Source organism: Streptomyces sp. NBC_01233, from assembly GCF_035989305.1.
In the GTDB taxonomy this organism is placed as follows: domain Bacteria; phylum Actinomycetota; class Actinomycetes; order Streptomycetales; family Streptomycetaceae; genus Streptomyces.
The window spans coordinates 7758854-7783640 of sequence record NZ_CP108514.1 but is presented as its reverse complement, the minus strand read 5'-3'; the positions used below and the strand labels follow the sequence as shown (position 1 = coordinate 7783640).

Sequence of the window (24787 nt, the reverse complement as noted above, 5' to 3'; positions counted from 1 at the left end):
TGGCACCGGCAGCGATGCGCCGGGTGCCGGCGCCAGGTTCCGCTCAAGCATGACTACTGCCGCCTCTGCCACCGACAGGCACTGCGGCAACTGGGCCGCATGGTGATCCGGGAAACGATGCCCGAGATCGACCTCGATTCCTGGCAGCTCTTCCTCACCTTCGCGCTCGGCACCCGTCGTGCCCGGGGTCGCCCGCGCAAGCCGCCAGCCGTCACTCCCACCCCGGTGACCTGGCAGATTCCCGGACAGTTGGCGCTGTTCCCCGCCCGCCCCGATTACCTGCGCTTCACCCGGGCCCGCCACGCCAACCCGGACAATCCCACGCTGGTTGACGCGAGGCAGGTCGCCCAACGCCTCGCCGAGAACCGCGGATGGGCCTGGTGGATCCTGCGTGAAATCAACGACGGACTCCTCGTCCTGCTCTCCGGACACGCGCCCGGCGACATCATCGCCTACAGCGACATCGTCCCGATCGACCAACTTGGCCACAACGTCGCTCACACCGCCGAGGTCCTCGACCTCCTCGGCATCCTCGACGACGACCGCACCCCCACCTTCGACGCCTGGCTGCAGCGCAAGCTCACCCTCCTCACCCCGACCCTGGCCAGCGAGATCGAACTGTGGGCGACCACCCTGCGGGACGGCGGCCCTCGCACCCTGCAGCGATCCACCGACACCGTCCGCAACTACCTCGATGCCGCCCTGCCCACTCTGATCGACTGGTCCACCCGCTACCAGCACCTGCGCGAGGTCACCCGCCAGGACATCAAAGACGCCACCACCGGCATGACCGGTCTCAAGCGCAAGCGGGCACTGGTCGGCCTCCGGTCGATCTTCCAGTTCCACAAGGGAGCCGGCCACCTCTTCAAGGACCCCACCACCCGCATCAATACCGGCAGCATCGCCACCAGCCTGCCGGCGCCGCTCCGCCCCGAACAGCTCGAAGCCCTCGTCAAGCATGCCACCACGCCCCTACGCCGGCTCGTCCTCGCGCTCACCGCCGTGCACGCCGCGAGGCCCACAACCCTGCGTGGCCTCCTGCCTGCGCGACCGCACGATCACCATCGCCGACCACCCACGTCGGCTCGATGACCTGACCGCGCAGGTCATCACCCAGTACCTCCTCTACCGCCACCGACGGTGGCCGCACACCATCAACCCCCACCTGATCATCTCCGAGCACACCGCCCAGAACGAGAAGCCCGTCAGCCCGCACTGGCTCGGTGACCAGTTCCGCGAGGTCGGCGTGACGCTCAACCAGATCAGGATGGACCGGCAACTCGAAGAGGCCCTCACCCACGGGCCCGATGCCCTTCACCTGACTGCCGTCTTCGGCATCAGCGAACGCGCCGCGATCCGCTACGCGAACGCAGCGAAGGCATTCCTCGAGTCCTCGCTCGAACAGAACCAGTAGCTCCAGCCGACCTCGGCGGCCGGCCCACGGGGCTGCTGATCACCCCACCCCACACCGATAGGCCATGCCCCCATGCACCACCCTGCCCTGAAACACCCGAACCCGCGGCCTTACCCCCAGAGATCCGACACCCGCACCCGCAAGTTCACCGCGAGAAGGCTTCAGAAATCGCGAACTTGCGGCGGAGATGTCGACAACGGATCGGCGTTCGTGGACAGCTGGCTGCTGCGGGCCTGCGCGTCCCTGGCGATCCGGCTGACCCACTCCAAGCCCGGACGCCCGCAGGGCCGCGGGAAAATCGAACGGTTCTTCCGGACGGTGAGGGATCAGTTCCTCGTCGAACTCGACGAGGAACGTGTCGGCCAGATCGAGCATCTCACCGAGCTGAACAGGCTTTTCACCGCGTGGGTGGAGACGGTCTATCACCGCACGGTGCACTCGGAGACCGGGCAGCCTCCGATTGAACGCTGGCTGGGTTCGATTCCCCGGCCGCTGCCGCTGCGCAGCCCCGCTGATCTTCGGGAGGCGTTTCTGTGGTCGGAGTTCCGGACGGTGACGAAGACCGCGACGGTCAGTCTGCACGGCAACACCTACGAGGTCGATCCGATGCTGACCGGGATGAAGGTCGAGCTGGTCTTCGACCCGTTCGATCTGACCGAGATCGAGGTGAGGGCGTCAGGCAGGACGGCGGGGAAGGCGGTTCCGCACCGGGTGGGCCGTCACACACACCCGAAGGCCAGTCCGGAGACACCGCCGGAGCCGGCCCAGCCGACTGGAATCGACTACCTGAAGATCCTCGACGAGACACACAAGGCGAACACCGCGAAGGGCATCAACTACTCGTCTCTGATGGACGACGGGCGGGGACCGCGATGATCGACCGTGTTCAGGGGTACTTCAGGTTCACCCGTGTCCCCTTCCGGCCTTGGTACATCGGTACAGCGGTTGGCGCTGAGAACGATCATGGTCGGCTAGCACACTGGCTGGTGGCTCTGCTGGGGTTCGCGGAAAGATCGCCGGGCGGGTGCCGGGGCTGGTTACGGTCCGCTCGTGCCGGTGGAGTTTCTGACTGATGAGGTAAAGGCCGAGGCGTACGGGACGTTCGCCGAGGAGCCGGCGAGGCCCGAGTTGGAGCGGCCTCTCTTCCTGGACGACGTGACCGGGACCTGATCGCTCTGGGCCGGACGAAGCACCACCGGCTCGGGTTCGCGCTCCAGATGCGCACGGTGCGCTACATCGGCCGGTTCCTCCCGGACGACCCGCTGGATGCGCCGTGGCCGGTGGTCGAGCATCTGGCCGCGCAGCTCGGCATCGAGGACCCGTCGGTGGTGAAGCGGTACACCGAGCGGCCGAAGACGGCGTACGAGCACGCGTGGGAGATCCGGGACGCCTACGACTACCACGAGTACGAGGATGCGGAGTGGTCGCGACGGTTTCGTACCTTCCTGCACGGCCGGGCCTGGACGCACGCCGAGGGCCCGAATGCGCTGTTCGACCACGCGGTGGGCCGGCTGCGCCGCAACCGCGTACTGCTGCCGGGCGTCTCGGTGCTGGCCCGGCAGGTGTCGGAGGTACGGAAGGTCGCGGACAAGCGGCTGCACGCCACCGTCGCGGGCGCTGCCCGCCGCGCGGACCCGGCGCTGCCCGGGGATCTGGTGGCGACGCTGAAGACGCCGGAGGGCTCGCGGTTCTCGGAGCTGGAGCGGCTGCGCCGGCCGCCGACGCGGACGACGGGCACGGCGTTCGCCCGCGCGCTGGAGCGGGTGGACGAGATCGGCGCGTACCGGCTCGGCAGGCTGAGGCTGTCGCAGATCCCGCCGAACCGGATGGCGGCGCTGGCCCGGTACGCGCTGGGGTCGAAGGCGCCGCTGCTGGAGCGGGCGGCGGAACCGAAGCGCACGGCGATGCTCACCGCGGTGATGCGGCACCTGGAGGCGAAGGCGATTGATGAGGCCCTGGACCTGTTCCAGGTCCTGATGGCCACCCTGCTGCTGAGCACGGCGAAGCGGAAGACGGAGAAGGAGCGGCTGTCCACGCTGCCGCAGTTGGAGAAGGCGTCACGGGTGCTCGCGCGGGCGGCGAAGGTGCTGTTCGAGGAGCTGGAGCTGCTCGAGGAGCAGGAGGCGGACCTGGACGTGGCCGCACTGTGGGCGGCGGTGGAGGAAGTCGCCCCGCGCGCCGCCGTGATGACCGCAGCGGCCACGGTGGTCTCGCTGGTGCCCGAGGACGAGAACTCGGCCGAGGTCGCCATGCGGGCCGCGCTCGCGACCCGGTACGCCACGGTGCGCCCGTTCCTCGCGTTGCTGGGTGAGTCGAAGGCGCTGGACGCGGCGAGCGCGCGCAAGCGGGTCCTGGCCGGGGTGCGCGGCCTGCCGGCGTTGGCGCGGCGGAAGGTGGGGGTCAAGCCGCTGCTGCCGCGCGAGGTGGACGACAAGCTCGTGCCGCCCGCGTGGCGCAAGGCGGTGTATGCCAACCCCGGTCTGCCGCAGGGCGCGGTGGACCGGGACGCGTACGTGGTGTGCGCGCTGGAGCAGGTGCACCGGGCCCTGAACAACCGCGACGTCTTCGCCGCCCCGTCGCACCGCTGGTCCAACCCGCGCGCCCGCCTGCTGGACGGGCCCGACTGGGCCGCGGTCGAGGAGGACGTGCTGGCCGGGCTGAGCCTGGACATGCCCGTGGAGGAGCATCTGGCGGAGCTGGTGCGGGGCCTGGACGCCGGATGGAAGCAGCTCGCCGAACGCCTGGAAGAGGCGGGGCCGGCGGCGAAGGTCTCCATCGAGGTGCAGGACGACGGGCGGGTGAAGCTGAATGTCGACGAGCTCGGCGCGCTCGGCGAGCCGAAGTCCCTGACCTGGCTGCGCCAGCGGGTCGAGAAGATGCTCCCGAAGATCGACCTGCCGGACCTGCTGTTCGAGGTGAACGCCTGGACCGGGTTCCTCGACGCCTTCGTGCACCTCGGAGACGGCGCGACCCGGATGAAGGACCTGTCCACCTCGGGGGTCGCGCTGTTGGTGTCGGAGGCGTGCAACATCGGCCTGGCCCCGGTGGTGAACCCCGGCTACGAGGCCCTGACCCGGGCCCGGCTCGTACACGTCGACCAGTACTACCTGCGCGCGGACACCATCGCCGCGGCGAACGCCGCGCTGATCGCCGCCCAGGCCGAGGTGCCCATCGTGAAGTTCTGGGGCGACGGGCTGCTCGCCTCGGTGGACGGGCTGCGGTTCGTCGTTCCCGTCCGCACCATCAGCGCGGCGCCGTCGCCGAAGTACTTCGGGTTCAAGCGCGGCATCACCTGGCTCAACGCTGTCAATGACCAGGTCGCGGGCGTCGGACAGATGGTCGTACCCGGCACCCCGCGCGACTCCCTGCACATCCTCGACGCACTGCTGAACCTGGACGGCGGCGTGAAGCCGGAGATGGTGGCCACCGACAACGCCTCGTACTCCGACATTGTGTTCGGCCTGTTCAAGATCCTCGGCTACAACTTCAGCCCCAGATTCCGCGACTTGGACGACCAGCGGTTCTGGCGGGCCACGATGCCCGGCGTCGAGACGGGCACGTACGGCGCGGTCGAGGACCTGGCCCGCAACCGGGTGAACCTGAACAAGGTGATCACGCACTGGCCGGACATGCTGAAGGTCGCCGGTTCCCTGGTCACCAACCAGGTCCGCGCCTACGACCTGCTGCGCATGTTCGGACGCGACGGCCGCCCGACCCCGCTGGGTGCGGCGTTCGCCGAGTACGGGCGGATCGCCAAGACCGAGCACCTGCTGCGCGTGGTCGACCCGGTGGACGACACCTACCGTCGTCAGATGAACCGGCAGCTCACCGTGCAGGAGTCCCGCCACAAGCTCGTGAGGGACGTGTGCCACGGCAAGCGCGGCACCATCCACCAGGCGTACCGGGAGGGGATGGAGGACCAGCTCGGCGCGCTCGGCCTGGTCCTCAACGCCATCGTCCTCTGGACCACGAAGTACATCGACGCCGCCGTCGCCCAGCTCCAGGCCGAGGGCCACGAGCTCCGCGAGGAGGACATGGCCCGCCTGTCCCCGCTCAAGCACCGCAACCTCAACCTGCTCGGCCGCTACAGCTTCACCGCCTCCACCCCGGGCCGCCGGCGCCCTGCGCCCACTGCGCGACCCTGACGCGCCGGAACTGGACGAGGACGACGACGGGGGCGAGCCGGACTAGGGCCTGTTCTGAGTTGAGATCACGGGATCGGTCATTCTCGCTTCAGGAGGGTGCTGGCCGGGGTAGACCGGTCGCATGACTCGTGATGATCTGACCGATGCCGAGTGGGAGTTGATCGAGCCGCACCTGCCGCTGGGGGCGTTCGGACCGATCCCTGACCTGCGCCGCTACTTCAGCGCGGTGATGTGGAGGTTCCGGACCGGCAGTCCCTGGCGGGATGTGCCGGAGAGCTACGGCTCCTGGTCGACGATCTACGACCGGTTCCGGATGTGGGCGCGTGACGAGGTCTTCCAGACCCTCATGGACGCGATGATCGCCGAGGCGGAGGCTCGCGACGATGTCGATCTCAGCCTGGTGAGCGTGGACTCGACCGTTGCTCGGGCGCATCACCACGCGGCGGGCATGGCGGTCGCCCCGGAGCTCCTTGAGGATCTGGAGAAGGCCGTGGCGGAGGAAAAGGGGCTGCAACAAAGGGACAAAACGACCCCGTAGGCGAGGGATCCGCGGACAGGGAGGACCCCGAGCGGGAACAGCGCCGAGCCGTGCGCCGGCGCCGCAGGGCCCGACTGCGGGCCGCCGAACTGGGCCGCTCCCGGGGCGGGCTCACCAGCAAGATCCACCTTGCCGTCGAGCGGCGCTGCCGCCCGCTGTCCATCATCCTTACCCCCGGGCAGGCCGCGGACAGCCCGCACTTCATCCCTGTCCTCAAGAAGATCAAGGTGCGCGGCCGGATCGGCCGCCCCAGGACCCGGCCGGACGCAGTGGCCGGCGACAAGGCGTACTCCTCCCGAGCCAACCGCGCCCACCTGCGCAGACGCAACATCAAGGCGGTGATCCCGGAAAAGGCCGACCAGGCTGCCAATCGCAAGAAGAAGGGACGCTCCGGCGGCCGCCCGGTCAGCCACGACGGCACGCTCTACAAAGATCGCAACACCGTCGAGCGCGCCATCAACAAGTTCAAGGAATGGCGGGGGCTGGCCACCCGCTACGACAAGACACCTGAGAGCTATGCCGCCGGGCTCCACCTGCGCGGATCCATCCTCTGGTTACGCAGCCTGCCAGCCCTCCCGTGATCTCAACTCAGAACAGGCCCTAGTCGTGGCCGACCAGCGTGGTGATGAGCTTGCGGGCCCTCGCCTTGGTCAGCCGCTTCACGGCCGTCGCGCAACGCTGCCGGAGAGCACGCGGAGCGATGTCGCTGCCCTTGATCACCCTGGCGAACTCCGCGTCGAACCGCTCCTTGCCGACCTTCTCCGCGAGCGTGGTCAGATACTTCAGCTGCGCGGGCGTGGTGGGGGCGCGGCTGGACCCTCTACGTCAGTGCTGAACCACGACGATGACCAGGGTGAGCTGGCTGGCACCACACCCCTCCGAAGCACCAGGGGTAGACAGACTGTGCCCGCCCTCATACAGTCCGTAGCTGGGCCTGCTGCCACAGGAAAAAGGAGCAACTCGTCCGCGATATCTCCAGACGGAAGGAACGGCCAGCATGGCTTTATCGGAAGCCGACCTCGCGAAGCTCGGAGACACTCCGATCACGATCCAGTCGACGCACTACCCGAACGTGTACCTGCGTATGGACGGGACTGGCGTGACCGCCCCCAGCGATCCCGGTGGCGGTAAGGTCAACTGTCAGTACGGCACCGGCGCCTGGACAACGTTCAAGGTCCGGCCGCAGGCCGACGGCTCGTACGCGTTCGAGTCGGTGGCCTTCCCCAGCGTGTTCCTGCGCATGGACGGCACCGGGGTCCCCACCGACATGAGCGGCGGGGGTACGGTCAACTGCCAGTCCTTCATCGGCCCCTACGAGAAGTTTCGTGCGCGCGCTCAGGCCGACGGTTCGTTCTCATTCGAGTCGGCGACCTTCACAAACATCTTCCTGCGCATGGTGACCGGCAACGGGGTCACCACCGCCACCGGCCCCGGCGGAACGGTGAACTGCCAGTACAACGCCACCGGCGGCGGCGACGAGAAGTTTTTCCTCGACAAGGCATAGCTTGCAGAACGTTGCCGCGGCCGAGCTCACCCTCACCGCCGACGACCTCGCCCGCATCGCCGAGATCGCCCCCGACGGCGGCTCGGCGGCCGCCTGAACTGACACTCGCCGCGCCCAAGGCCCGCCCTCGCTCTCAGGCAGGGCGGGCCCAGCCACTCCATCGCTGTCGACAAACGATCGTTTGACGACAGGTGGGTGGCGCGTCCAATGAACCCGTGCAATCCGGGGGCTCTCGGCGGCGCGAATCCATTCAGATCCGATGGTGATTGCTGACAGGGTTTGACGACAGATAGGGTCCGATCCTTCGTACGGAAGGGGCCCTCGGTGGCGAACCTGGTCTACAAGCGGGTCTCGACCGACCAGCAGTCGACTGCCCGGCAGAACCTCGTCCTTCACGAGGCCGGGATCGAGGACCCGGTCGTCTTCGAGGAGGACCCGGGCACCTCCAGCCGCCTCCACCCCCTCCAGCGCCCGAAGTTCCGCGAACTGCTCACCTACGCGCAGCCGGGCGACACCGTGCACATCTCCGAGATGTTCCGCCTCGTCCGCGGCACCGGCCACATCCTCGACGTGCTTGACATCTTCCACCGCGACCGCCTCGCCCTGCGCATCCACGACGGCGCGTTCTCCGCGATGGACCTCACCGCCCGCCACCCACGCACCCGCGAGCTGCTGTCCACCGTGAAGTTCATGGTGCAGACGCTCGCCGCTGCCGGCGAACTCCAGTGCGACCTCCAGCGCGAGCTGACCTACGACGGGCTGCGCGCCGCCGAGGCCAAGGGCAGCAAGGGCGGGCGCCGCCCCGCCGTGTCGGCCGCGCAGACCGGAGACGTCCGCACCGCGCACCTGGAAGGCCGCTCCATCGCCGCCCTCGCCCGCGACCACGGCGTCAGCCGCGGCGCAATCCGCACCGCCGTCGCCGACCTCCTGCCCGACCACGCCGCCATCGGGGAGGACTCCCCGGCTCCGGAGCTGCCGGTCACCCTCGACATGCCGGGCAAAGTCGCCGACTGCCTCCGCGCCGGCGAGACTGGATCCCGCCGAGCGGACGGCTCTCGACCAGGGCGTGACCGTACGACGCGGCCAGGGCTACACCCTGCGCGTGACCGCCGTCCCCGCGGTCCACCACCAGCTCCTCGCCCGCTGGCAGCCGCTCGACGGCGCTCAGGGCATCCCTGAGGTTCCGGCTCAGCGCAAGGCCCGCCGCGAGTACGAGAACCGGGTCAGCGCACTCACTTCCTCACCATGATCGTTCTCAGCGCCAACGGCTGTACCGATGTTCCAAGCGCCGCCAATTGCATTGGACGCGAACTGGCGACGGTTTGCGCATCGGCGCCCGCGGAGGCTCATACGGCCTCGCTGAACAGGGGCGTTAGGTGCCTGCGCGTCGCGTGACCGTAGCGGCCAGTGGGGCGTGATCGCTAGCTGCCATCACTCGTCCGGATGGACAGCCTGCAGATTCACCACCGACTCGCATCAGATGCGGTCTTCTCGCATTGGATGCGAGCTACGGAGAGTGGTGGATGGTGAGGTTCAACGGGACGGTTCCGGGGGCAGCGAGACTGCACCTGACGGACGGAGTCGCACTGCTGCGACCGGAGGAGCAGGTCTTCTCAGCGATTCTGGGAGGGTTCGCCAACCAGCAGCTGGCGCGAAACCTTGCCCGCTCGACCGTCGAGGGCCGGGAGAACACGGTGAAGGCGTTCACCACCTACGTGAATGCCTTTCCCTGGCAGTGGACACCGGCCATGGTGGACGAATGGCTCGGTGACCTGCGCTCATTGCGTGACCTCAAGCGCTCGACGATCCGCTCGTACTCCGAAGCCATCCGCTCCTTCTGCCGCTTCGCCACCGACCCCCTCTACGAGTGGACGGCCACGTGTGAAGAGCGGTTCGGTGCCCACCCGATCCAGATCGTGCACGAGTGGAACACCGCGGTGCACGTCCAGGACAACGAGTCCGACGCGAAGAAGCGCGCTTTCACCAAGGCCGAGCTGCATGCCTTCTTCGCTCACTGTGACGATGAAGTGGCCCGCATCAGGGCGTTCGGCCGTAAGGGCTGGCTGCCGGCATTTCGCGACGCGACGTTGTTCAAGACTGCGTACGCCTTTGGCACGCGACGCAACGAGACACGGATGCTGGACGCCGCAGACTTCGGCCGCAACCCTCACGGAGCCGAGTACGGTGAGTTCGGTCTCTGCCGCGTTCGGTTCGGCAAAGCCAAGAAGGGCTCACCGCCCAAGCGCCGCACAGTACTGACTGTCTGGGACTGGGCCCCCGACATCCTGGATGAGTGGTTCACCGAGGTCCGGCCACTGTTCGGAAGTGAAGGAAACCCGGCCGCCTGGCCCTCCGAACGCGGACTGCGGATCGGCTGCCAGCGCCTCAATTCCCGTTTCATCACTTATCGCCAGGCCCTGGGCCTGGACGAAGGACTGGACTTCCACTCCTTCCGCAGGTCCTACGTCACTCACCTGATCGAGGGCGGTAGGGACCCGCGCTTCGTCCAGGAACAGGTCGGTCACGATCACGCAAGCACGACCGCGATCTACACCTGCGTGAGCTCAGACTTCCGCTCCGGCAAGACGGTCGCCCTCAAGGGCGCCGTCGCCTCACTGGATCCAGCCCGGTTCACGGTGATCTACCAGCCCAATCCCGAGGTCGGCATGCGCGGCCTCTACGGCCGCATCGTCACCAGCCTGGGCGGGACTCCCAAGTTCCACCTGGCCGCTCTCGCCACCCAGGCATCCGCCGCGCTGGCCGCTGAAGTCGACGAGCGCGGGCGGACCCCGGCCGTCGTGATCGACGAGTCGCACCTGCTCGACCACCACGAGCTGGACGCGATCCGCATGCTGACCAACTACGACATGGACTCCACGACGCCGTTCGCGGTGTTGCTGATCGGCCAGCCCACCCTGCGCAAACGGATGAAACACGGCGTTCTGGCGGCCCTGGACCAGCGCATCTCGGTCAGCTACCAGATGCCCACCATGAGCAAGGAGGAGACCGCCAGTTACATCAAGCACCACCTCACGATCGCCGGACGGCAGGACACCCTGTTCTCCGACGACGCCGTCGAACTGATCCACCTCACCAGCCGCGGCCTGCCCCGCTCGGTCAACAACATCGCCTGGCAGTCCCTCATCGCAGCCTTCACCGAGGAGAAGGGCATCGTCGACGAGCCCTCCACCCGGACCGCCATCACCGAGACACACGCGACAGAGTGACCACGAAGCCGACACCGTGTTCACGACGACCCCGGCGGCCTGGGAGGACCCTGAGTTCTAGTGATCGTCGCAACACCCCAGCTCAAGGGGTGCCATGGGCTCCAAGCTTCGAGAGTCCCGGGGCGTCGGCGGGCACAAGAAGCTCCGTAAGGAGCGGGAGCAATACTTGCTGCTCGTGGGCCAAGAGATGAGCAACCGAGAAGCATGCAAGATCACTGGTATCAACGAACGGACAGGTCGAGAGTGGCGTAACGGCCGGCTTGATCCGAAGCGATTTCGGGCGCCCGCGCGATCAGAGCAGGCACCCGATTCATCGCCGTCCCGGTACTTGCGCGAGGCTGAACGCATCCACATCGCCGACCGCCTACGGGAGAAGGCGACAGTCCGCGCCATCGCCGCCGAGCTGGGCCGCAGCCCGTCCACGATCAGCCGTGAGATACGCCGCAACCGCACGCCGGGCACCGGCAAGAAGTGGTTCTACCGGCCCTACGCGGCTCAGGCCCGTGCCGAGGGCCGCCGGCCTCGCCCGAAGCCGAGCAAGATCGGGCAGAGCCCAGAGCTTCGCGAATACATCCAAGAACGCCTGGGCAGGCGCTGGAGCCCGGAACAAATAGTCCACCAACTCCGCCGGGACTTCCCCGACTGTCCGGAGATGCACGTGGTGCACGAGACGATCTACCAGGCCCTCTACCTCCAGGGCCGCGGAGAACTACGCCGCGAGCCCGCCCGGGCCCTGCGGACCGGCCGGATCGCACGCAAACCGCACCGGCTGGCAACCTCCCACCACCCGCGCTACACCCACCCCATGGTCATGATCAGCGATCGACCCACGGAAGTGGCCGACCGCGCGGTCCCCGGCCACTGGGAAGGCGACCTCATTATCGGCCGCGAAGGCCGCTCAGCCATCGGCACGCTGGTCGAACGCAGCACGCGCTACCTCATGCTGGTGCACCTACCCGAAGACCACGGCGCCATCAGCGTCCGTGACGCCCTGGCCGAGACCGTGAAGGGCCTGCCCCCTCAGTTGAAACGGTCGTTGACCTGGGACCAAGGCGCGGAAATGGGCCGCCACCACGAGTTCGCGATGTCCTCGAACATGCCGGTCTACTTCTGCAACCCGGCCAGCCCCTGGCAGCGCGGCTCCAACGAGAACACCAACGGCCTGCTCCGCCAGTACTTCCCCAAGGGCACCGACCTGGCCCTCCACAACCGCGACGCCCTCGAAACCGTCGCGGCCGAACTCAACTCCAGACCGCGCAAAACGCTCGACTGGGAAACCCCAGCTGAGCGGCTGAATAGACTGCTCGCCATCTGACACAACGATCACGTGTTGCAACGATCGCTAGAATTCGCCGGATGGCGTCCCGCCACGTGGTGTAGCCGATCAAGGGTGAGGTGTGCGCGGGCTTGCTCGCCGGGCGCACACCCGCGGAGGGCTCGCGCTCTCTGCGCATGAGGTGGGCCACCATGCAACTCTCCGTATTGAACGGCCAGTTCAACAACGGAGGTGCGAGGTGGCCCTGTCCCAGTCTGACCTATTACGCCTGCTGGAGTCACTACGCTCGGCAGACGGACTCGAACTCGTCCGCGGCATCGCCGAGCGGATGCTGCAGGAGCTGATCGAGGCCGAGGCCGCTGCCCACATCGGTGCCGGCTGGAACGAGCACACCGAGGCCCGTACCGCCTTGCGCAACGGGCACCGCGAGAAGACGCTCACCACCCAGGCCGGCGACCTGGAGCTGGCCATCCCCAAACTGCGCGCCGGAAGCTTCTTCCCCAGCCTGCTGGAGCGCCGGCGCCGGATCGACCAGGCCCTGTACGCGGTCATCGTGGAGGCCTACGTCCATGGCGTGTCCACCCGGTCGGTGGACGACTTGGTCAAGGCCCTGGGCGCGGACACCGGGATCTCCAAGAGCGAGGTCTCCCGGATCTGCGCGGACCTGGACGAGCCGCTGACCGCCTTCCGCACCCGGCCGCTGGACCACACCCGCTTCCCCTACATGTACCTGGACGCCACCTACTGCAAGGCACGCGTGAACCACCAGATCGTCTCTCGCGCCGTGGTCGTCGCCACCGGGATCACCGAGGACGGCGGCCGCGAGGTCCTGGGCGTCATGGTCGGCGACAGCGAGACCGAGGCGTTCTGGGCCGAGTTCCTGCGCTCCCTGCGCGAACGCGGCCTGACCGGGGTCCGCCTGGTCCTGTCCGACAGCCATTCCGGCCTGGTCAAGGCGATCCGCAAGGTCATGCTCGGCGCCGCGTGGCAGAGATGCCGTGTTCATTTCCTGCGAAATGTCTTCGCGGTGATTCCGAAGGAGGCGACCGAGATGGTCGCCGCAACCATCCGCACAGTCTTCGCCCAGCCCACCCAGGACGCGGTCCGCACCCAGCTCGACACCGTCGCCGAGATGCTCGGCAAGCAGTTCCCCAAGGTCAAACAGATGCTCCTGGACGCCAAGGACGACCTGACCGCCTTCGCGGCCTTCCCGGAACGGCACTGGAAGAAGATCCAGTCCACCAACCCGCTCGAACGGATCAACCGCGAGATCAAGCGCCGCACCGACGTCGTCCAGGTCTTCCCCAACGACGACGCCCTCCTGCGACTGGTCACAGCCGTGCTCTTCGAACTGCACGACGAATGGATCGCCTTCCCCCGCCGCTACCTGCCCGAGGGAAGCATGGACGAGATCTACCCCACCGAGCTCCCTAAAAGCGCCCCCGCACCACCCAACGCCACCAACGCGCCCACCGAGTGATCGGCTACACCACGAAGGGGGACATGACCATTCGCCGACGGCCGCCGGGGTCGTTTCACCTCACCCCGTCGACAACCAACACGTCGCCTTCATGCACATCTTCAGCGTCGCTCAACACCCAGTGCGCCTGGACTGCCTGGTCGATGCGCTGCACCACGAGGGAACCGACGGAATCTGGGGCGGCTTCACCGCCCGGGAACGCAGCAAACTGCGTCAGCACGCCGCACGGCTGCGCGAAGTTCACGAGAAGGACATGCACGAGGTCGACGAGGCGGGAGGCAGGCGCGTCCCGCTGCGCTACCGACCCGCCGTGGTGTACCGGCTACACACCCTGGGCTGGGACAGTGGGCGCATCGCCGGTGCACTCCACTTGCCACTGCAGGCGGTGCTGGACGCCAAGCGGACCGCGGAGCGGGCGGTGTTCTACGCGCAGGCGCAAAAGCTCGCGGAGCGGACGCGGACGGCGGCCTGACACCCTGCCCGAACCAGGCGCTGGCATCGTCTCCTCCGACGGTGGTGTGCCCACCCGGTCGGCGAAAGCGAGGCCGCTCACATCGGCACGCTGACCCGCGCGTCCTGGCCCCTCATCGCCTGCGGCTAGCGGTCATCGATGACACCTGCCGCTTCCCGGCAGGCGCCACAGGCGTTCTCCCGCTCCGGCAGCCACCAGTGGTCGGACGGCGACATGCCGGCTTCCTGGATTCCGCATACTGATCAGAAACTCATGGGTTCTCGTTCAGGATGTAGCGGACGTGCGGGCCGCCGAAGTAGCTGCGGACGATGTGCGGCTGACGCTGGCGTCTGTGGAAGAAGCGACGGGTCTCGGTGGCGAGTTCGGCCTGGTTACGGGCCCGGTGCTGCTTGGGCAGGCTGTGCTTGAGGTCGGCGTTGACCAGCTCGTCAGGGTTCAGCTCGGGCGAGTACGGGGGCAGGAAGTGCAGCTCGACGTCGTCGGGGTGGGCAGTGAGCCAGTCGCGGACCTTCTTGGAGCGGTGGGCGGAGTGCCCGTCGACCACGAGATGGACCTTGCGGTCGAAGTGGCCGGCCAGCCGGTCCGGGAAGCGGCACATCACCTCGGCGGTGAAGCTCTCGGCGAAGACCATGAAGTGCATCCGGCCCTTGGTACTGATCGCCGACATCGCGTTCACCGAGAACCGATTGCCAGTCCGCCGCACGACGGGAGTCTTCCCCTTCTCTCCCCAGGTACGGCCGGTGACCTGGTCGGAGCGGATGCCGACCTGGTCGGCGAACAGGACCTCGCCGCCGTCCTTCTTCGCCTTCGCCCAGATCGCCGGCCAGGTCTCCTCATGCCAGCGGCGCACGGCCTCCTGGTCCTGCTCCACGGCCCGCTTGTCCGGACGCTGGAAGGTCAGCCCCCACCGCCTCAGATACTTGCCCACCCCCGGTTCGGTCAGCCGCAGCCGGTACAGCCTCGCGATCAGCTCGCCCACCAGCCGCCGCGTCCACAACTGCCCGCTCAGCCCCACGTCGCAGGGCCGGTGATCGAGGACGGCCTGCCGCACAGCGGCCTGCTCCGCTTCCCCGAGCAGCTGATGCACCCCGACCGGTTTGCCGCGAGGCCGCATGACCAGCGCTTCCCGCCCGCTGGCCTGCCACTTTGCCCACCACGTGTCGACCGCCTTCACCGATACCCCGAAGACCGCCGCCACGTCCTCACGGTCCCGCTCCGCCACCAACGCGGCCACCGCCCGCAGCCGCAGGGCCTCCTGCGCCGACGGCGACAGATGCCGCGCGTCCCCCACCAGATCGCTCACACCCCTCCAACGACCCAGAACCCAAATTGTTTCTGATCAATAGCGTCCTGCCGAAGACGCCAAAGGCGTGGGACACGTCGGCGGGAAGGCCGGCCGCGACGGCCCTCTCCTAACGAATCTCCACGGCCAAGTACGGCGGCTGCGAGACCTCGAACCACTCGCCGCCCACATGCGTGGCGGCGGGGCTGCACGCTCAGCTACGCGTCACGGCACCCCTAGATCGTCCGCGTGGCAGGTGGGCCGAGCGTGGTCGTAAGGCCCACCTGGTTCTTGACATGTTCAAGCTCGCTGAGCAGCCGGGCATACGCCTCCAGCCGCTCGGAGGTGGTGCTGGCGTCGTCAGCGGCTCGGCGTTCGGCATCGAGCCGTGCAGCGAGTGCGTGGAGGTCGCTGCGCTGATCACCAGTACTGCGCAGTGGTACCGGCACGATGTCGCTGCGCAGGCCGGTCGCCAGGGAGCGGGCCTCGTGGGCCGCGACGCGTATGTCGATCGTCCCGAGCGTCGCAGTCTGGTCGTTCATGGTATAGGAGAGCCCGAAGTTCTGGGCGATGTCGAGTACCTCGTGCAGGGTGTGATAGGCCAGCGGTGTGGTGTGGTCGTAGTGCAGCCGCCAGAAGGCGGCTGCACCATAGGCCACCGCGCCGATCTGTCAATCCCCTCGGGCTGTGGAGATCTTTCAAGCGGCCAGCTCCACGGTGGGGTCGGCCTGGTGGTCTCGTTCGTAGTCGATCGGGCTGTGGTACTCGCATACGCTGTGTAGCCGTCGGGTGTTGTAGAAGCCGGTGATCCAGGTCGCGATCCTCAGCCGGGCCTCGGTGCGGGTGGTGAAGGTGTGCCGGTGGACGTACTCGACCTTGAGCACGCTGTTGAACGCCTCGCTGACGGCGTTGTCGAAACACGACCCGACGCGGCCCATGGACTGGGTCACGCCCAGGCGGCGACAGGCCCTGCGAAAGCGCCGGGAGACGTATTCGCTGCCGCGGTCGCTGTGAAAGATCACGCCCCTGACGTCACCGCCGCGGGTGGCCGTGGCCATGTTCAGGGAGGCGACGACGAGATCGGCGTCGTGACGGGCGCCCATCGCATAGCCGAGCAATCGACGCGAGAACAGGTCGATGACGGTGGCCAGGTAGAGCTTGCCCTCACCGGTGGTGATCTCGGTCATGTCGCCGCACCACACCTGGTCCGGAGCGTCCGCGGTGAAGTCACGGCGCACGAAGTCCGGGGCCGCCGGCCGTTTGCCGGGCCGGGTCAGCCCCCGCCGGTGGCGGACCTTCCGTCCGGCCAGGCCGAGTTCGGCCATGAGGCGGGCCACGGTGTTCACCGAGACCCGCCAGCCCGCGCGGACCAGAAGGACCCAGACCTTCGGGGAACCATAGGTGCCGCCGGAGCCCTCGAAGATCCCCGTGATCGCGTCGGCCAGCTGTCCCCGCCGGACCTCACGCGCAGTGGTGGGCTTGTCGCGCCACTTGTAGAACCAGGACTCCGAGACTTCCAGGATCTGGCAGGCCAGACGGTGCGGGACGCGATGCTCAGTCCTCTGGTTACCGATGAACGCGGCCAGGGCGGCCGGGTCCGTCCCGGTCACTTCACCCAGAGGACCATGCATCGCTTGAGGACATCACGCTCCATCTCCAGCTCGCGTATCCGCTTGTTCTTCTCCGACATCTCCCGCCGTAGCCGCTCCAGCTCGGCGCGCTCGGCTTCGCGCATCCGGCCGCCCGGCGCGGGCTCGGCCGGCCGGTCGGACGACGCCGACCCGTTGCGCCGCCATCGCGACACCCAGCTGTGCAGCGTGCCGGAGTGGACGCCGAGCTCCTCGGCGACCTCCGGGATCGGCCTGCCCGTCTCGATCACGATGCGTACAGCACCCTCACGAAACTCAGGCGTGTACGTCCGTTGCTTGGAACCCATGAACCCCAACTTCCCCTGCCATCACGGACTCCACGCTACGAGGGGAGGGACACAAACGAGTACTGGCACTGGTGAAGGCATTCCTGAAGTCCGGCCTCCTCACGGAGCTCGGAGAACATCAGAAGACGTTCACCGGTACGCCACAAGGGGGCATCATCACGCCCCCAACGCAATGGGTAACTCGGGCATGAGTCACCCTCCGTAGCGTCTTGATCTTGATGCTGGTCGTCGGCGGTGCGCTCACGCACGGGTATGCGGTGCCGGATGGTGATTTTCTCGGGTCCGACGAGGACGTCTTTGACGAGGAGCCGCAGGACGCGCTGGCGCTCGGGGACCTCGGCTGTCCCAGCGTTCTCTCGGAGCTGGGCGAGGAAGCCTTCGAGGTCGTCAGCGAGCTTGAGGTAGGCGTCGCGGTCGGCGAGCTGGGCGTCCAGCGCGTCGAGTTGGCCGCGCAGGTTGCTCTCCCGGGCCCGCAGGCCGGGCATCCGGGCCCGCAGTTCGTCGATGGTGACCAGCTGTTCCTGGAACGCTTCGATCATGCGTGTGATCGCTGCGGTGGCCTTGGCCAGGGCCAGTTCGAGACGGCTGCGCTGACGGGTGGCGGGGTCGGAGGTGCGGGCGCGGTCCAGCCGCTTGTCGATCTCGGAACGGATCAGGTGCGGGTCGGCGGTCATGCCGATGATGTGGTCCCAGACGACGGTGTCGAGGTAGTCGGCGCGGACGGGCTTGTTGGTGCAGACCCGGCCGCCCGCGTAGCGGTAGTCGTCGGAGCCCAGGCACCGGTAGTAGTAGATCTTCTTGCCGGAGGAAGTAGTGGTCGAGGTGCGGTAGTAGCCGTATCCGCAGCTCACGCAGGCCGACAACCCCTGAAGCAGGGAGGGGACCTTGCTGTTGCGCGAAGCGAAGCGCTTGTTGTCGGCGAGCCGCTGGGCGGCGCGTTCGAAGGTGGCCGGGGTGACGAGCGCGGGAACGGGGATGGTGATCCACTCCTCGCGGGGGCGGTCGGTGGTCTTGACGGCGCGCGGAGTGCTGCGGCCCTCCAGGCGGGCCCGGCGGTTGAGGCCCGGGGACTCGTGGAGGATCTGGGTCTTGCCGAAGGCTGCCTGCCCTGCGTAGGCGGGGTTGCGGAGCATGCCCCAGATGACGCTTCGGTCCCAGCGGGTCTTGCCGGTGCGGGTGGGAGTGCCGCTGCCGGTGAGCCAGCGGGTCAGGTCCGCGATGGAGGCCCCGTCGTCGGTGTAGCGGCGGAACAGCTCGACCACCAGCGCCGCCTCGGACTCGACGATCTCGTAGGTGGCCCCGCACTCGGGGGTCTTGCGCAGGTAGCGGTAACCGAACGGGGCTCCGCCCAGCACGTTCACTGCCCCCGAGCGCGCCCGGTAGGTCTTCCCGCGCCGGTAGCGTTCCATCAGCTGGGCCTTCTCGTACTCGGCGAACATGCCCTGGAACTGGACCATCAGCTGGTCCTCGGGAGTGTCGCCGCGTGGGCCGCGCACGAACTCCACCCGGGTGCCGGCCCGGGCGAACTCCTCGATCAGCAGGGCCTGGTAAGCGAACTTGCGGGCGAGGCGGTCGGGCGCGTAGCACAGCACCACATCCACGCCGACCTGGGCGACCAGGTCGCGCAGCCGCTCCAGCGCGGGCCGCACCAAGGTCGCCCCGGAGTGCCCCTCGTCCTCGAACACCCACTCCTCGGGCAGCTCAAGATGCGCGGTGGCGGCGTGCGCGCGCAGGGCCGCGGTCTGCGAGCCGATCGTCTGGTCCTTCTTCTGCCGGGCCGAGGACACCCGGGCGTAGATCGCCACGCTGGTCATCGCTCACTCCTGCCTGCTCCAGGCGATCCCGTATCCGGGCTCGCCGCTGCGGAACCAACGCCGCGTAGGCCGCGGACAAGTCCGCCGCCGCATGACGGTCGAAGACCGCCTCCACCTCCACCGGCCGGCCGCTCACCTGCCTGGCCGCCCCTCCGGGGCACCCCGCTCAAGGAACTCGGCCAGGGCCTGGGCCACCACCGCGGAGATCGCCCGGTCACTCTCGTGGGCACGGGCGCGGATCTGTCCTGCCAGCGATTCCGGCAGCTTGACAGTGAACACCACGCTTGACTCGGGGACTTCGAGATGTCCAGCGGCCATGGCCTGCTCCAGATACCGGCGTGCCTGACGCACCGACACCCCGTACCTACTTGCCAACGTGCGGGCGGCTGCGGCCACGGGCACACCCGCCCCGACCAGATCCGCGGCGGCGTTGACCCGCCGGGCGTACTCGACGCTATCGACACGATCACCACGCACCATGTCACAAACCTACTACCCATTGTGACACCCCTTACCCTCCGCTCGAGGAGTGAGTTCCAAGCGCCGGTAGCCGAGCGTCACCTCGAAGCAGAAGTTGCCCATTGCGTTGGGAGCGTGATCTCCCCGCTCCTGGCGAACATCGCCCTGTCGGCGCTCGACGAGCACCTGCACCGGCCATGGGAACCGGACGGGGAACTGTCCACCAGCAGTCGGCGTGAACGACGGGGTGCCAAGGGCCTGCCCTCGTGGCGGCTGGTCCGCTACGCGGACGACTTCGTCGTCATGGTCAAAGGGACCAGACAGGACGCCGAGGCACTGCGCGAGGAAGTCGCCCAGGTCCTCGCCCCGATCGGGTTGCGGCTCTCGGAAGCCAAGACCCAACTGGTGCACCTGAGCGAGGGTTCGACTTCCTGGGGTTCCACATCCAGTGGCGCCGCAAACGCGGAACGGACAAGTGGTACGTCTACACCTTCATCGCCGACCGGCCCGTCCGGTCGGTGAAGGCGAAGATCCGTACCCTCACCCACAGAACGTCGCAGCAGGACCTGGCCGTGGTCCTGGTGAACCTCAACCAGGTCACCCACGGATGGGCCAACTACTTCAGGCATGCCGTCGCGAAGCGCACCTTCAGCAACCTGGACAACCTCGTCTGGTGGCGAGTCATCCGGCTGCTGCAAGAGCGGCATCACAACAGGATCCCCACCCCCTGGACCCCTGCAACAACCTGACGGCAGAGACCGTGGAGAGCCCGTTGCCTAGTAATAGGCACGGCGGGTTCGGCGAGAGGTCCGGGGAAACGGACCGGGAGCAATCCCGGCACCGCGCCCCGGGCCTACTCAGCGACGAGGCCGGATTCTCCATGACGCCGCCCCGTGCCCGGACCTGGGGCCGGCGCGGACACACCCCCGTCATCCGCGTCCGCGGCCGCTCCCGCCGCCGGACCTCGGTCGCCGCCCTGTGCTGCTACAAACCCGGCGAGAGGAGCCGCCTCATCCACCGGCCCCGCAACCATCTTCTTCTCAAGGGTGCACGCAAGAGCTTCTCCTGGAAGGACTACCGCGACCTGCTGGTCCGCGCACACATCCAGCTCGGCGGCCCCATCGTGGTGGTCTGGGACAACCTCAACACGCACCTGGCCGCCGGGCTGAAGCGGTATGAGGCCGAGCACGACTGGCTCACCACCATCCGACTGCCGCCGTATGCGCCAGACCTGAACCCGGTTGAAGCCGTCTGGTCACTCGTGCGCAGAGCGATGGCCAACACCGCCTTCGACACCCCCGATGACCTCGACCGCACACTCCGCCGCGAGTTACGCAGAATCCAGCTCCGACCCCACCTCATCGACGGCTGCCTCACCGTCACCGGCCTGGCTATCAACCCACCGACCCCACCCTGAAATCCTCAGTAGGCGAGCGGAGAACCCCTTCCAGCTGATGATGTGTCCGTGCCGTGCGTAGCGGGCCGAGGTGTCGTAGGGAGAGACGACCGCTCGGGACGAAGACGGCAGCCCGGGCCCGCCTTCCTTCTCGGCGGTGCGCCAGCGCAGGTGTCCTACGGCGTCGCGGTGGTAGTTCTGCAGCATGATCTGGCGCAGGGCCTGGATACGAGGGCCGGACGTGCGGTCCGCTCCGTGCCGGTAGAGGTGCTCCAGGAGCCGGACGGCGTCGTTTCCGGTGGCAAGGATCCTGGTCTTGGGCTTGGTGGGGTTCTTGCCCAGGCGGACCGGTCGGCCGTAGCGGCGCCCCCAGTCCTCATCGACCAGCTCGTCCAGCAGGTAAGGGGATGTGCCGGCGACTTCTTCCAGTGCGGCGCGGACCGCCTCGGTGATCAGCTCCAGGCGGGTCAGGTCACGCACTGCGGCCAGGACATGGGTGGAGTCGGTGCGCTGGGTGGTGCGCTCGTGCACCAGGCCGGCCTCCTTGAGGCGGGCCAGCGCGAGGTCGAGGAGGCGGTCAGCACGGTCGCCTTCGGCGAGACGGTCGCGGAAATCGGCCAGCACGCTGTGGTGGAACCCGGGGTCATCCAGTTCCATGGCCATCGAGTACTTGAAGTCGATGCGGCATCGGACCGCCTCGGCGGCCTGCCGGTCCGACAGGCCGAGCAGGAACTGCAGCACACAGACGGTAGCCAGTTGGGCAGGCGAGAGACCCGGACGCCCGTCACGCGGGTACCAGTCGGCGAAGTCCTCGTCACACCACAGCCCGTCCAGCCGGTCGCGCACCCATATCGCCGTCGTGCCGCCCGGGTTACTCGCCCGCGCGACCTGCGCAGTCAGAGGCGGGACCTGCTCACCGGAACGTGGGCGGAGGGACAACGGGCACCTCGACAGCTGCATCGGTCATCGGAACTACCCGAGCATGCCCGTTGACCACGCTGCCGCACCGCGAAACTCCAAGATCCCCGACAGAGTCAAGCTAAGGACCGCCGCATGCGGGCCTTCATCGACGCACAGGACTGGATCACGGCCTATCACCTTCCGCCCTACGCACCCGATCTCAACCCAGTGGAAGGCATCTGGTCGATCCTCCGCCGCACCACCCAGGCCAACACCGCCTTCACCGACCCCGACCACCTCATCCGCCGGCTACGGCACGGCCTCCGCCAGATCCAGTACCGCAGCCACCTCATCGACGGATGCCTCACCGGAACCGGACTCACACCGACGACACCACGACTACAAGCTCAGTTGTGGGGGGTTCAGCCGCGGGCGGCTGAGAGCCGGCCGTCGACGGTGATGTCGAAGGCGTTCAATGCTGCCTTCCATCGCTGGGTCCAGCGTTTGCGTCCCTGGCCAGTGGGGCTCGCCGGCCCGCCGCAGGGACTCCTTCCAGCGTACGAAGACCTGGAAGGAGTCCCCCTGTCGGCGTACGGGCTGTAGTGCAGAGGTGTGTACGGGCTGATGTGCAGAGCTTGATCCTGTGTCAGCTGGCCGCAGTGATGCCGCCTTCGATGGCTGTGAGGCGGTTCTTCAGGCGGTAGCTGGCGCCGTTGATGGCGAGGATCTCGCAGTGGTGGAGTAGGCGGTCGATGATGGCAGTGGCCAGGACGTCGTCGCCGAAGACCTGACCCCACTCACTGAAACTCTTGTTCGAGGTCAGCAGGGTGGAGCCCTTCTCGTAGCGCTTGGAGAGCATCTGGAAGACGAGGTTTGCCTCGTCACGCTCCAGCGGGAGGTAGCCGACCTCGTCCACCACGAGAACGTGAGGCCGCAGGTAGGTGCGGAGTTTGCTGGCCAGGCGGCCGATGGAGTCGGCGGCCTTGAGCTGGCGGACCATGTCGTCGAGGGTGGTGAAGTAGATCGAGTAGCCGGCCCGGCAGGCGGCGACAGCCAGCGCGACGGCGATATGTGTCTTGCCGACCCCGGGCGGGCCCAGCAGCGCGACGTTGGACTTGGCCTCGACGAACGCGAGGGTGGCCAGGTCCTTGACCTTCCTGGGGTCGAGTTCGGGCTGGTAGGAGAAGTCGTACTCCTCAATCGTCTTGTGGTGTGGCAGGCGGGAGACCCGTAGCGCGTGGCGGAAGCGGCGTTCTTCACGGACGGCAAGTTCTTCTTCCAAGACCAGGTCGAGGAAGTCGAGGTAGGCCATCGACGCGGCGTCGGCCCGGCCGACGTGCTCGGCCAGGGCCTCGGTGAGGTGGGGCAGGCCGAGTTTGGTGGCGGTGGTGCGGATCCGGGCGGTGACCAGCTCGCTCAACGCATGTCCTTGGGGTCGATGGGGGCGGGGTTGAACGGGCGGGTGCCGGCGATCTGGTCGTAGAGGGCCAGCGGACGGGTGCCGACGTGGACTTGCGCGGCTCTGGCCCGGGTCAGCAGCGAGATCAGACCGCCCGGTTCCTCGGCGCCGGAGCGGGCCGGCCTGCTCACGGGTGGCGGAAGGTCGGTGGTGGTGGCGCGGGTGTGTCCGTCGGGCAGGGCCTTCCAGTGGGCCTCATCCACGATCCTCGCGCTGCGTCCGACCGCGCGGGAGTGCACGGCCAGCAGCGTGATGCCCTGCGCGTCGGGCACGGTGGAATGCAGGGCCACGGTGCCTGCGGAGGCTCTGACCTCGACGAGCTGGCGGTGGCGGACCTTGGTGGCGGGCACCGAGTAGAGGTTGGCGTCGAAGGCGACCAGGCAGTCCTTGGCCACGTGTCGCAGGTGCCGATCGGCCACGATGTAGGGCTTGGCGGGCAGCGCCCGCAGCGCGGCGTGATCCCGCTTGGCCCGCACGCCGATCACCTCGCCGTGGGTGCGGTGCGTACGCGCCCGGCGCTGGGGCACCCAGGCCATGAACGCCCCGTCCATGTCATCCAGGCTGGAGAAGGACCGCCCCGCGAGCACATGATCGCGGACGATGAGGACCTGGCGCTCGACGCGGCCCTTCCCCGTCGGCCGGTAGGCGGCCAAGACGTCGATGTCGAAGTCGTAGTGCCCGGCGAACGCCACGGCCTCCGGATGCAACGGGACCGCCTCGCCCGGGGCGACGTGACGGCGCACGACAGTCTTGGTCCGGTCGTAGACGATCACCCCGGGCGCCCCGCCGAAGTGCGCGAACGCCCGCCGGTGGCACTCGAAGAACGATGCCAGATTCTGGCTGGTGGTGAAGCAGCAGAACGGATCTCGGGAGTAGGACAAGGTCATGTGGAAGGAGTAGACCTTCGGGATGCCGACATGGGCCAGGATGTTGCCCTCGTCGCCCCAGTCGACCTGGGCCTGGGCGCCGGGCACCACCTCGAAGCGGCGGTGCAACTTCGCCAGCTCGCGCGGGGTATATCCCAACTCCTCGGCGATGCGGGGTCGGGCCTGCTGCACGTACATCTTGACGCGCTGGTAGTGGTGCGGGAAGGCATACTGCTCGACCAGACGCTCATGGATGACCGCGGCCTTCAGCAGCACCTCAGCCCGTAGCCACGCATCAATCACATGCGCCCACGGCTTGATCACCTGGTTGCCGAGATCCGAGCGCGGCGCCGGAGCCGGCGGAACCGGAGGACCGTCGCTCTCCAGATACTTCTTGACCGTACGCCAGTTCAGACCGGTCTCCCGAGCGATCTCCGAGATGCTCGCGCCCGCCTCATGCAGAGCCCGGAAACGCCGCAGCTCCAGCCACCGCCCCGGTTCCAGCAACATCCGACAGGCCCTCCTCGACGCTTCACAAGATCAGCGTCAGGCTCCTCTCATCGAGCCGGGCCCCACCCCGACACGCCGAGTCACCTCTGTAGATCAACCCGTACGCACC

At 67.9% G+C, this 24787-nt stretch carries 20 protein-coding genes and 4 pseudogenes; 15 read left to right on the top strand and 9 right to left on the bottom strand.

Annotated elements, in window-relative coordinates:
* Window positions 1-117: 117 nt before the first annotated feature.
* The 11 genes and pseudogenes from OG332_RS36410 to OG332_RS36360 all read left to right on the top strand — a co-directional run bounded on the left by OG332_RS36410 (window position 118) and on the right by OG332_RS36360 (window position 14056).
* The gene (locus OG332_RS36410) at window positions 118-1092 is read left to right on the top strand and encodes a hypothetical protein (protein WP_327417445.1); all 975 of its coding nucleotides are present in this window, start codon (window positions 118-120) and stop codon (window positions 1090-1092) included.
* The gene (locus OG332_RS36405) at window positions 1031-1414 is read left to right on the top strand and encodes a hypothetical protein (RefSeq protein WP_327417444.1); all 384 of its coding nucleotides are present in this window, start codon (window positions 1031-1033) and stop codon (window positions 1412-1414) included. The genes OG332_RS36410 and OG332_RS36405 overlap by 62 nt, the downstream gene beginning before the upstream one ends.
* Before the next feature lie 210 nt (window positions 1415-1624).
* The gene (locus tag OG332_RS36400) at window positions 1625-2290 is read left to right on the top strand and encodes a Mu transposase C-terminal domain-containing protein (RefSeq protein WP_327417443.1); all 666 of its coding nucleotides are present in this window, start codon (window positions 1625-1627) and stop codon (window positions 2288-2290) included.
* Between the two features lie 174 nt (window positions 2291-2464).
* Window positions 2465-5559 (top strand): annotated as a pseudogene (locus tag OG332_RS36395) (Tn3 family transposase).
* A gap of 121 nt (window positions 5560-5680) precedes the next feature.
* Window positions 5681-6678 (top strand): annotated as a pseudogene (locus OG332_RS36390) (IS5 family transposase).
* Between the two features lie 416 nt (window positions 6679-7094).
* Window positions 7095-7601 (top strand): fascin domain-containing protein, encoded by a 507-nt coding sequence (locus OG332_RS36385; RefSeq protein WP_327417442.1) that lies wholly within the window; start codon window positions 7095-7097, stop codon window positions 7599-7601.
* Window positions 7602-7925: 324 nt separating this feature from the next.
* Window positions 7926-8780: a recombinase family protein gene (locus OG332_RS36380; protein ID WP_327417441.1), complete on the top strand. Its 855-nt coding sequence runs from the start codon at window positions 7926-7928 to the stop codon at window positions 8778-8780.
* Window positions 8781-9124: 344 nt separating this feature from the next.
* Window positions 9125-10828: a tyrosine-type recombinase/integrase gene (locus tag OG332_RS36375; RefSeq protein WP_327417440.1), complete on the top strand. Its 1704-nt coding sequence runs from the start codon at window positions 9125-9127 to the stop codon at window positions 10826-10828.
* Between the two features lie 187 nt (window positions 10829-11015).
* Window positions 11016-12143, top strand: coding sequence for an IS30 family transposase (locus tag OG332_RS36370; protein ID WP_327419483.1), 1128 nt, complete (start codon window positions 11016-11018; stop codon window positions 12141-12143).
* Between the two features lie 199 nt (window positions 12144-12342).
* Entirely contained in the window at window positions 12343-13584 is a 1242-nt protein-coding gene (locus tag OG332_RS36365) for an IS256 family transposase (protein ID WP_327411484.1), read from the top strand.
* A gap of 91 nt (window positions 13585-13675) precedes the next feature.
* Window positions 13676-14056 carry a WhiB family transcriptional regulator gene (locus tag OG332_RS36360; protein ID WP_327417439.1) on the top strand — a complete coding sequence of 127 codons (381 nt, stop codon included), beginning with the start codon at window positions 13676-13678 and terminating at the stop codon, window positions 14054-14056.
* A gap of 250 nt (window positions 14057-14306) precedes the next feature.
* Here the strand turns inward: OG332_RS36360 and OG332_RS36355 are convergent, their stop codons facing one another.
* The 6 genes from OG332_RS36355 to OG332_RS36330 form a co-directional block, all read right to left on the bottom strand.
* Window positions 14307-15359, bottom strand: a complete 1053-nt coding sequence (locus tag OG332_RS36355; RefSeq protein ID WP_442816262.1) for an IS630 family transposase — start codon at window positions 15357-15359, stop codon at window positions 14307-14309.
* 215 nt (window positions 15360-15574) lie between these two features.
* Window positions 15575-15997 (bottom strand): hypothetical protein, encoded by a 423-nt coding sequence (locus OG332_RS36350; protein ID WP_327417438.1) that lies wholly within the window; start codon window positions 15995-15997, stop codon window positions 15575-15577.
* 39 nt (window positions 15998-16036) lie between these two features.
* On the bottom strand, window positions 16037-16948 hold the full coding sequence (locus tag OG332_RS36345) for an IS3 family transposase (RefSeq protein WP_327417426.1): 912 nt from the start codon (window positions 16946-16948) through the stop codon (window positions 16037-16039).
* Window positions 16945-17274 (bottom strand): transposase, encoded by a 330-nt coding sequence (locus OG332_RS36340; RefSeq protein WP_062760722.1) that lies wholly within the window; start codon window positions 17272-17274, stop codon window positions 16945-16947. Before OG332_RS36340 ends, OG332_RS36345 begins: the two co-directional genes overlap by 4 nt.
* A 35-nt stretch (window positions 17275-17309) precedes the next feature.
* Window positions 17310-19088, bottom strand: coding sequence for a recombinase family protein (locus OG332_RS36335; RefSeq protein WP_327417437.1), 1779 nt, complete (start codon window positions 19086-19088; stop codon window positions 17310-17312).
* 132 nt (window positions 19089-19220) lie between these two features.
* Window positions 19221-19568 (bottom strand): hypothetical protein, encoded by a 348-nt coding sequence (locus tag OG332_RS36330; RefSeq protein ID WP_327411920.1) that lies wholly within the window; start codon window positions 19566-19568, stop codon window positions 19221-19223.
* A 114-nt stretch (window positions 19569-19682) separates the two neighbouring features.
* Between OG332_RS36330 and OG332_RS36325 the strand changes: the two genes are divergently transcribed.
* From OG332_RS36325 to OG332_RS36315, 3 genes and pseudogenes are all read left to right on the top strand, one after another.
* Complete coding sequence (locus OG332_RS36325; RefSeq protein ID WP_327412657.1) at window positions 19683-20069, top strand: reverse transcriptase domain-containing protein; 387 nt, start codon at window positions 19683-19685, stop codon at window positions 20067-20069.
* Window positions 20066-20296, top strand: coding sequence for a group II intron maturase-specific domain-containing protein (locus tag OG332_RS36320; RefSeq protein WP_327417436.1), 231 nt, complete (start codon window positions 20066-20068; stop codon window positions 20294-20296). Before OG332_RS36325 ends, OG332_RS36320 begins: the two co-directional genes overlap by 4 nt.
* Before the next feature lie 113 nt (window positions 20297-20409).
* Window positions 20410-20964: pseudogene (locus OG332_RS36315) on the top strand (transposase); the annotation flags it as partial.
* Here OG332_RS36315 and OG332_RS36310 read toward each other — a convergent pair.
* Entirely contained in the window at window positions 20878-21789 is a 912-nt protein-coding gene (locus OG332_RS36310; RefSeq protein ID WP_327417434.1) for a transposase, read from the bottom strand. The pseudogene OG332_RS36315 and the gene OG332_RS36310 overlap by 87 nt on opposite strands.
* A gap of 207 nt (window positions 21790-21996) precedes the next feature.
* Between OG332_RS36310 and OG332_RS36305 the strand changes: the two are divergent.
* Window positions 21997-22239 (top strand): annotated as a pseudogene (locus tag OG332_RS36305) (transposase); the annotation flags it as partial.
* A 250-nt stretch (window positions 22240-22489) separates the two neighbouring features.
* On the opposite strand, the gene istB reads toward OG332_RS36305, so the two are convergent.
* Window positions 22490-23263: an IS21-like element helper ATPase IstB gene (gene istB, locus OG332_RS36300; RefSeq protein WP_327411911.1), complete on the bottom strand. Its 774-nt coding sequence runs from the start codon at window positions 23261-23263 to the stop codon at window positions 22490-22492.
* Window positions 23260-24678: an IS21 family transposase gene (istA, locus tag OG332_RS36295; protein ID WP_327411910.1), complete on the bottom strand. Its 1419-nt coding sequence runs from the start codon at window positions 24676-24678 to the stop codon at window positions 23260-23262. The genes istB and istA overlap by 4 nt, the downstream gene beginning before the upstream one ends.
* Window positions 24679-24787 lie beyond the last annotated feature (109 nt).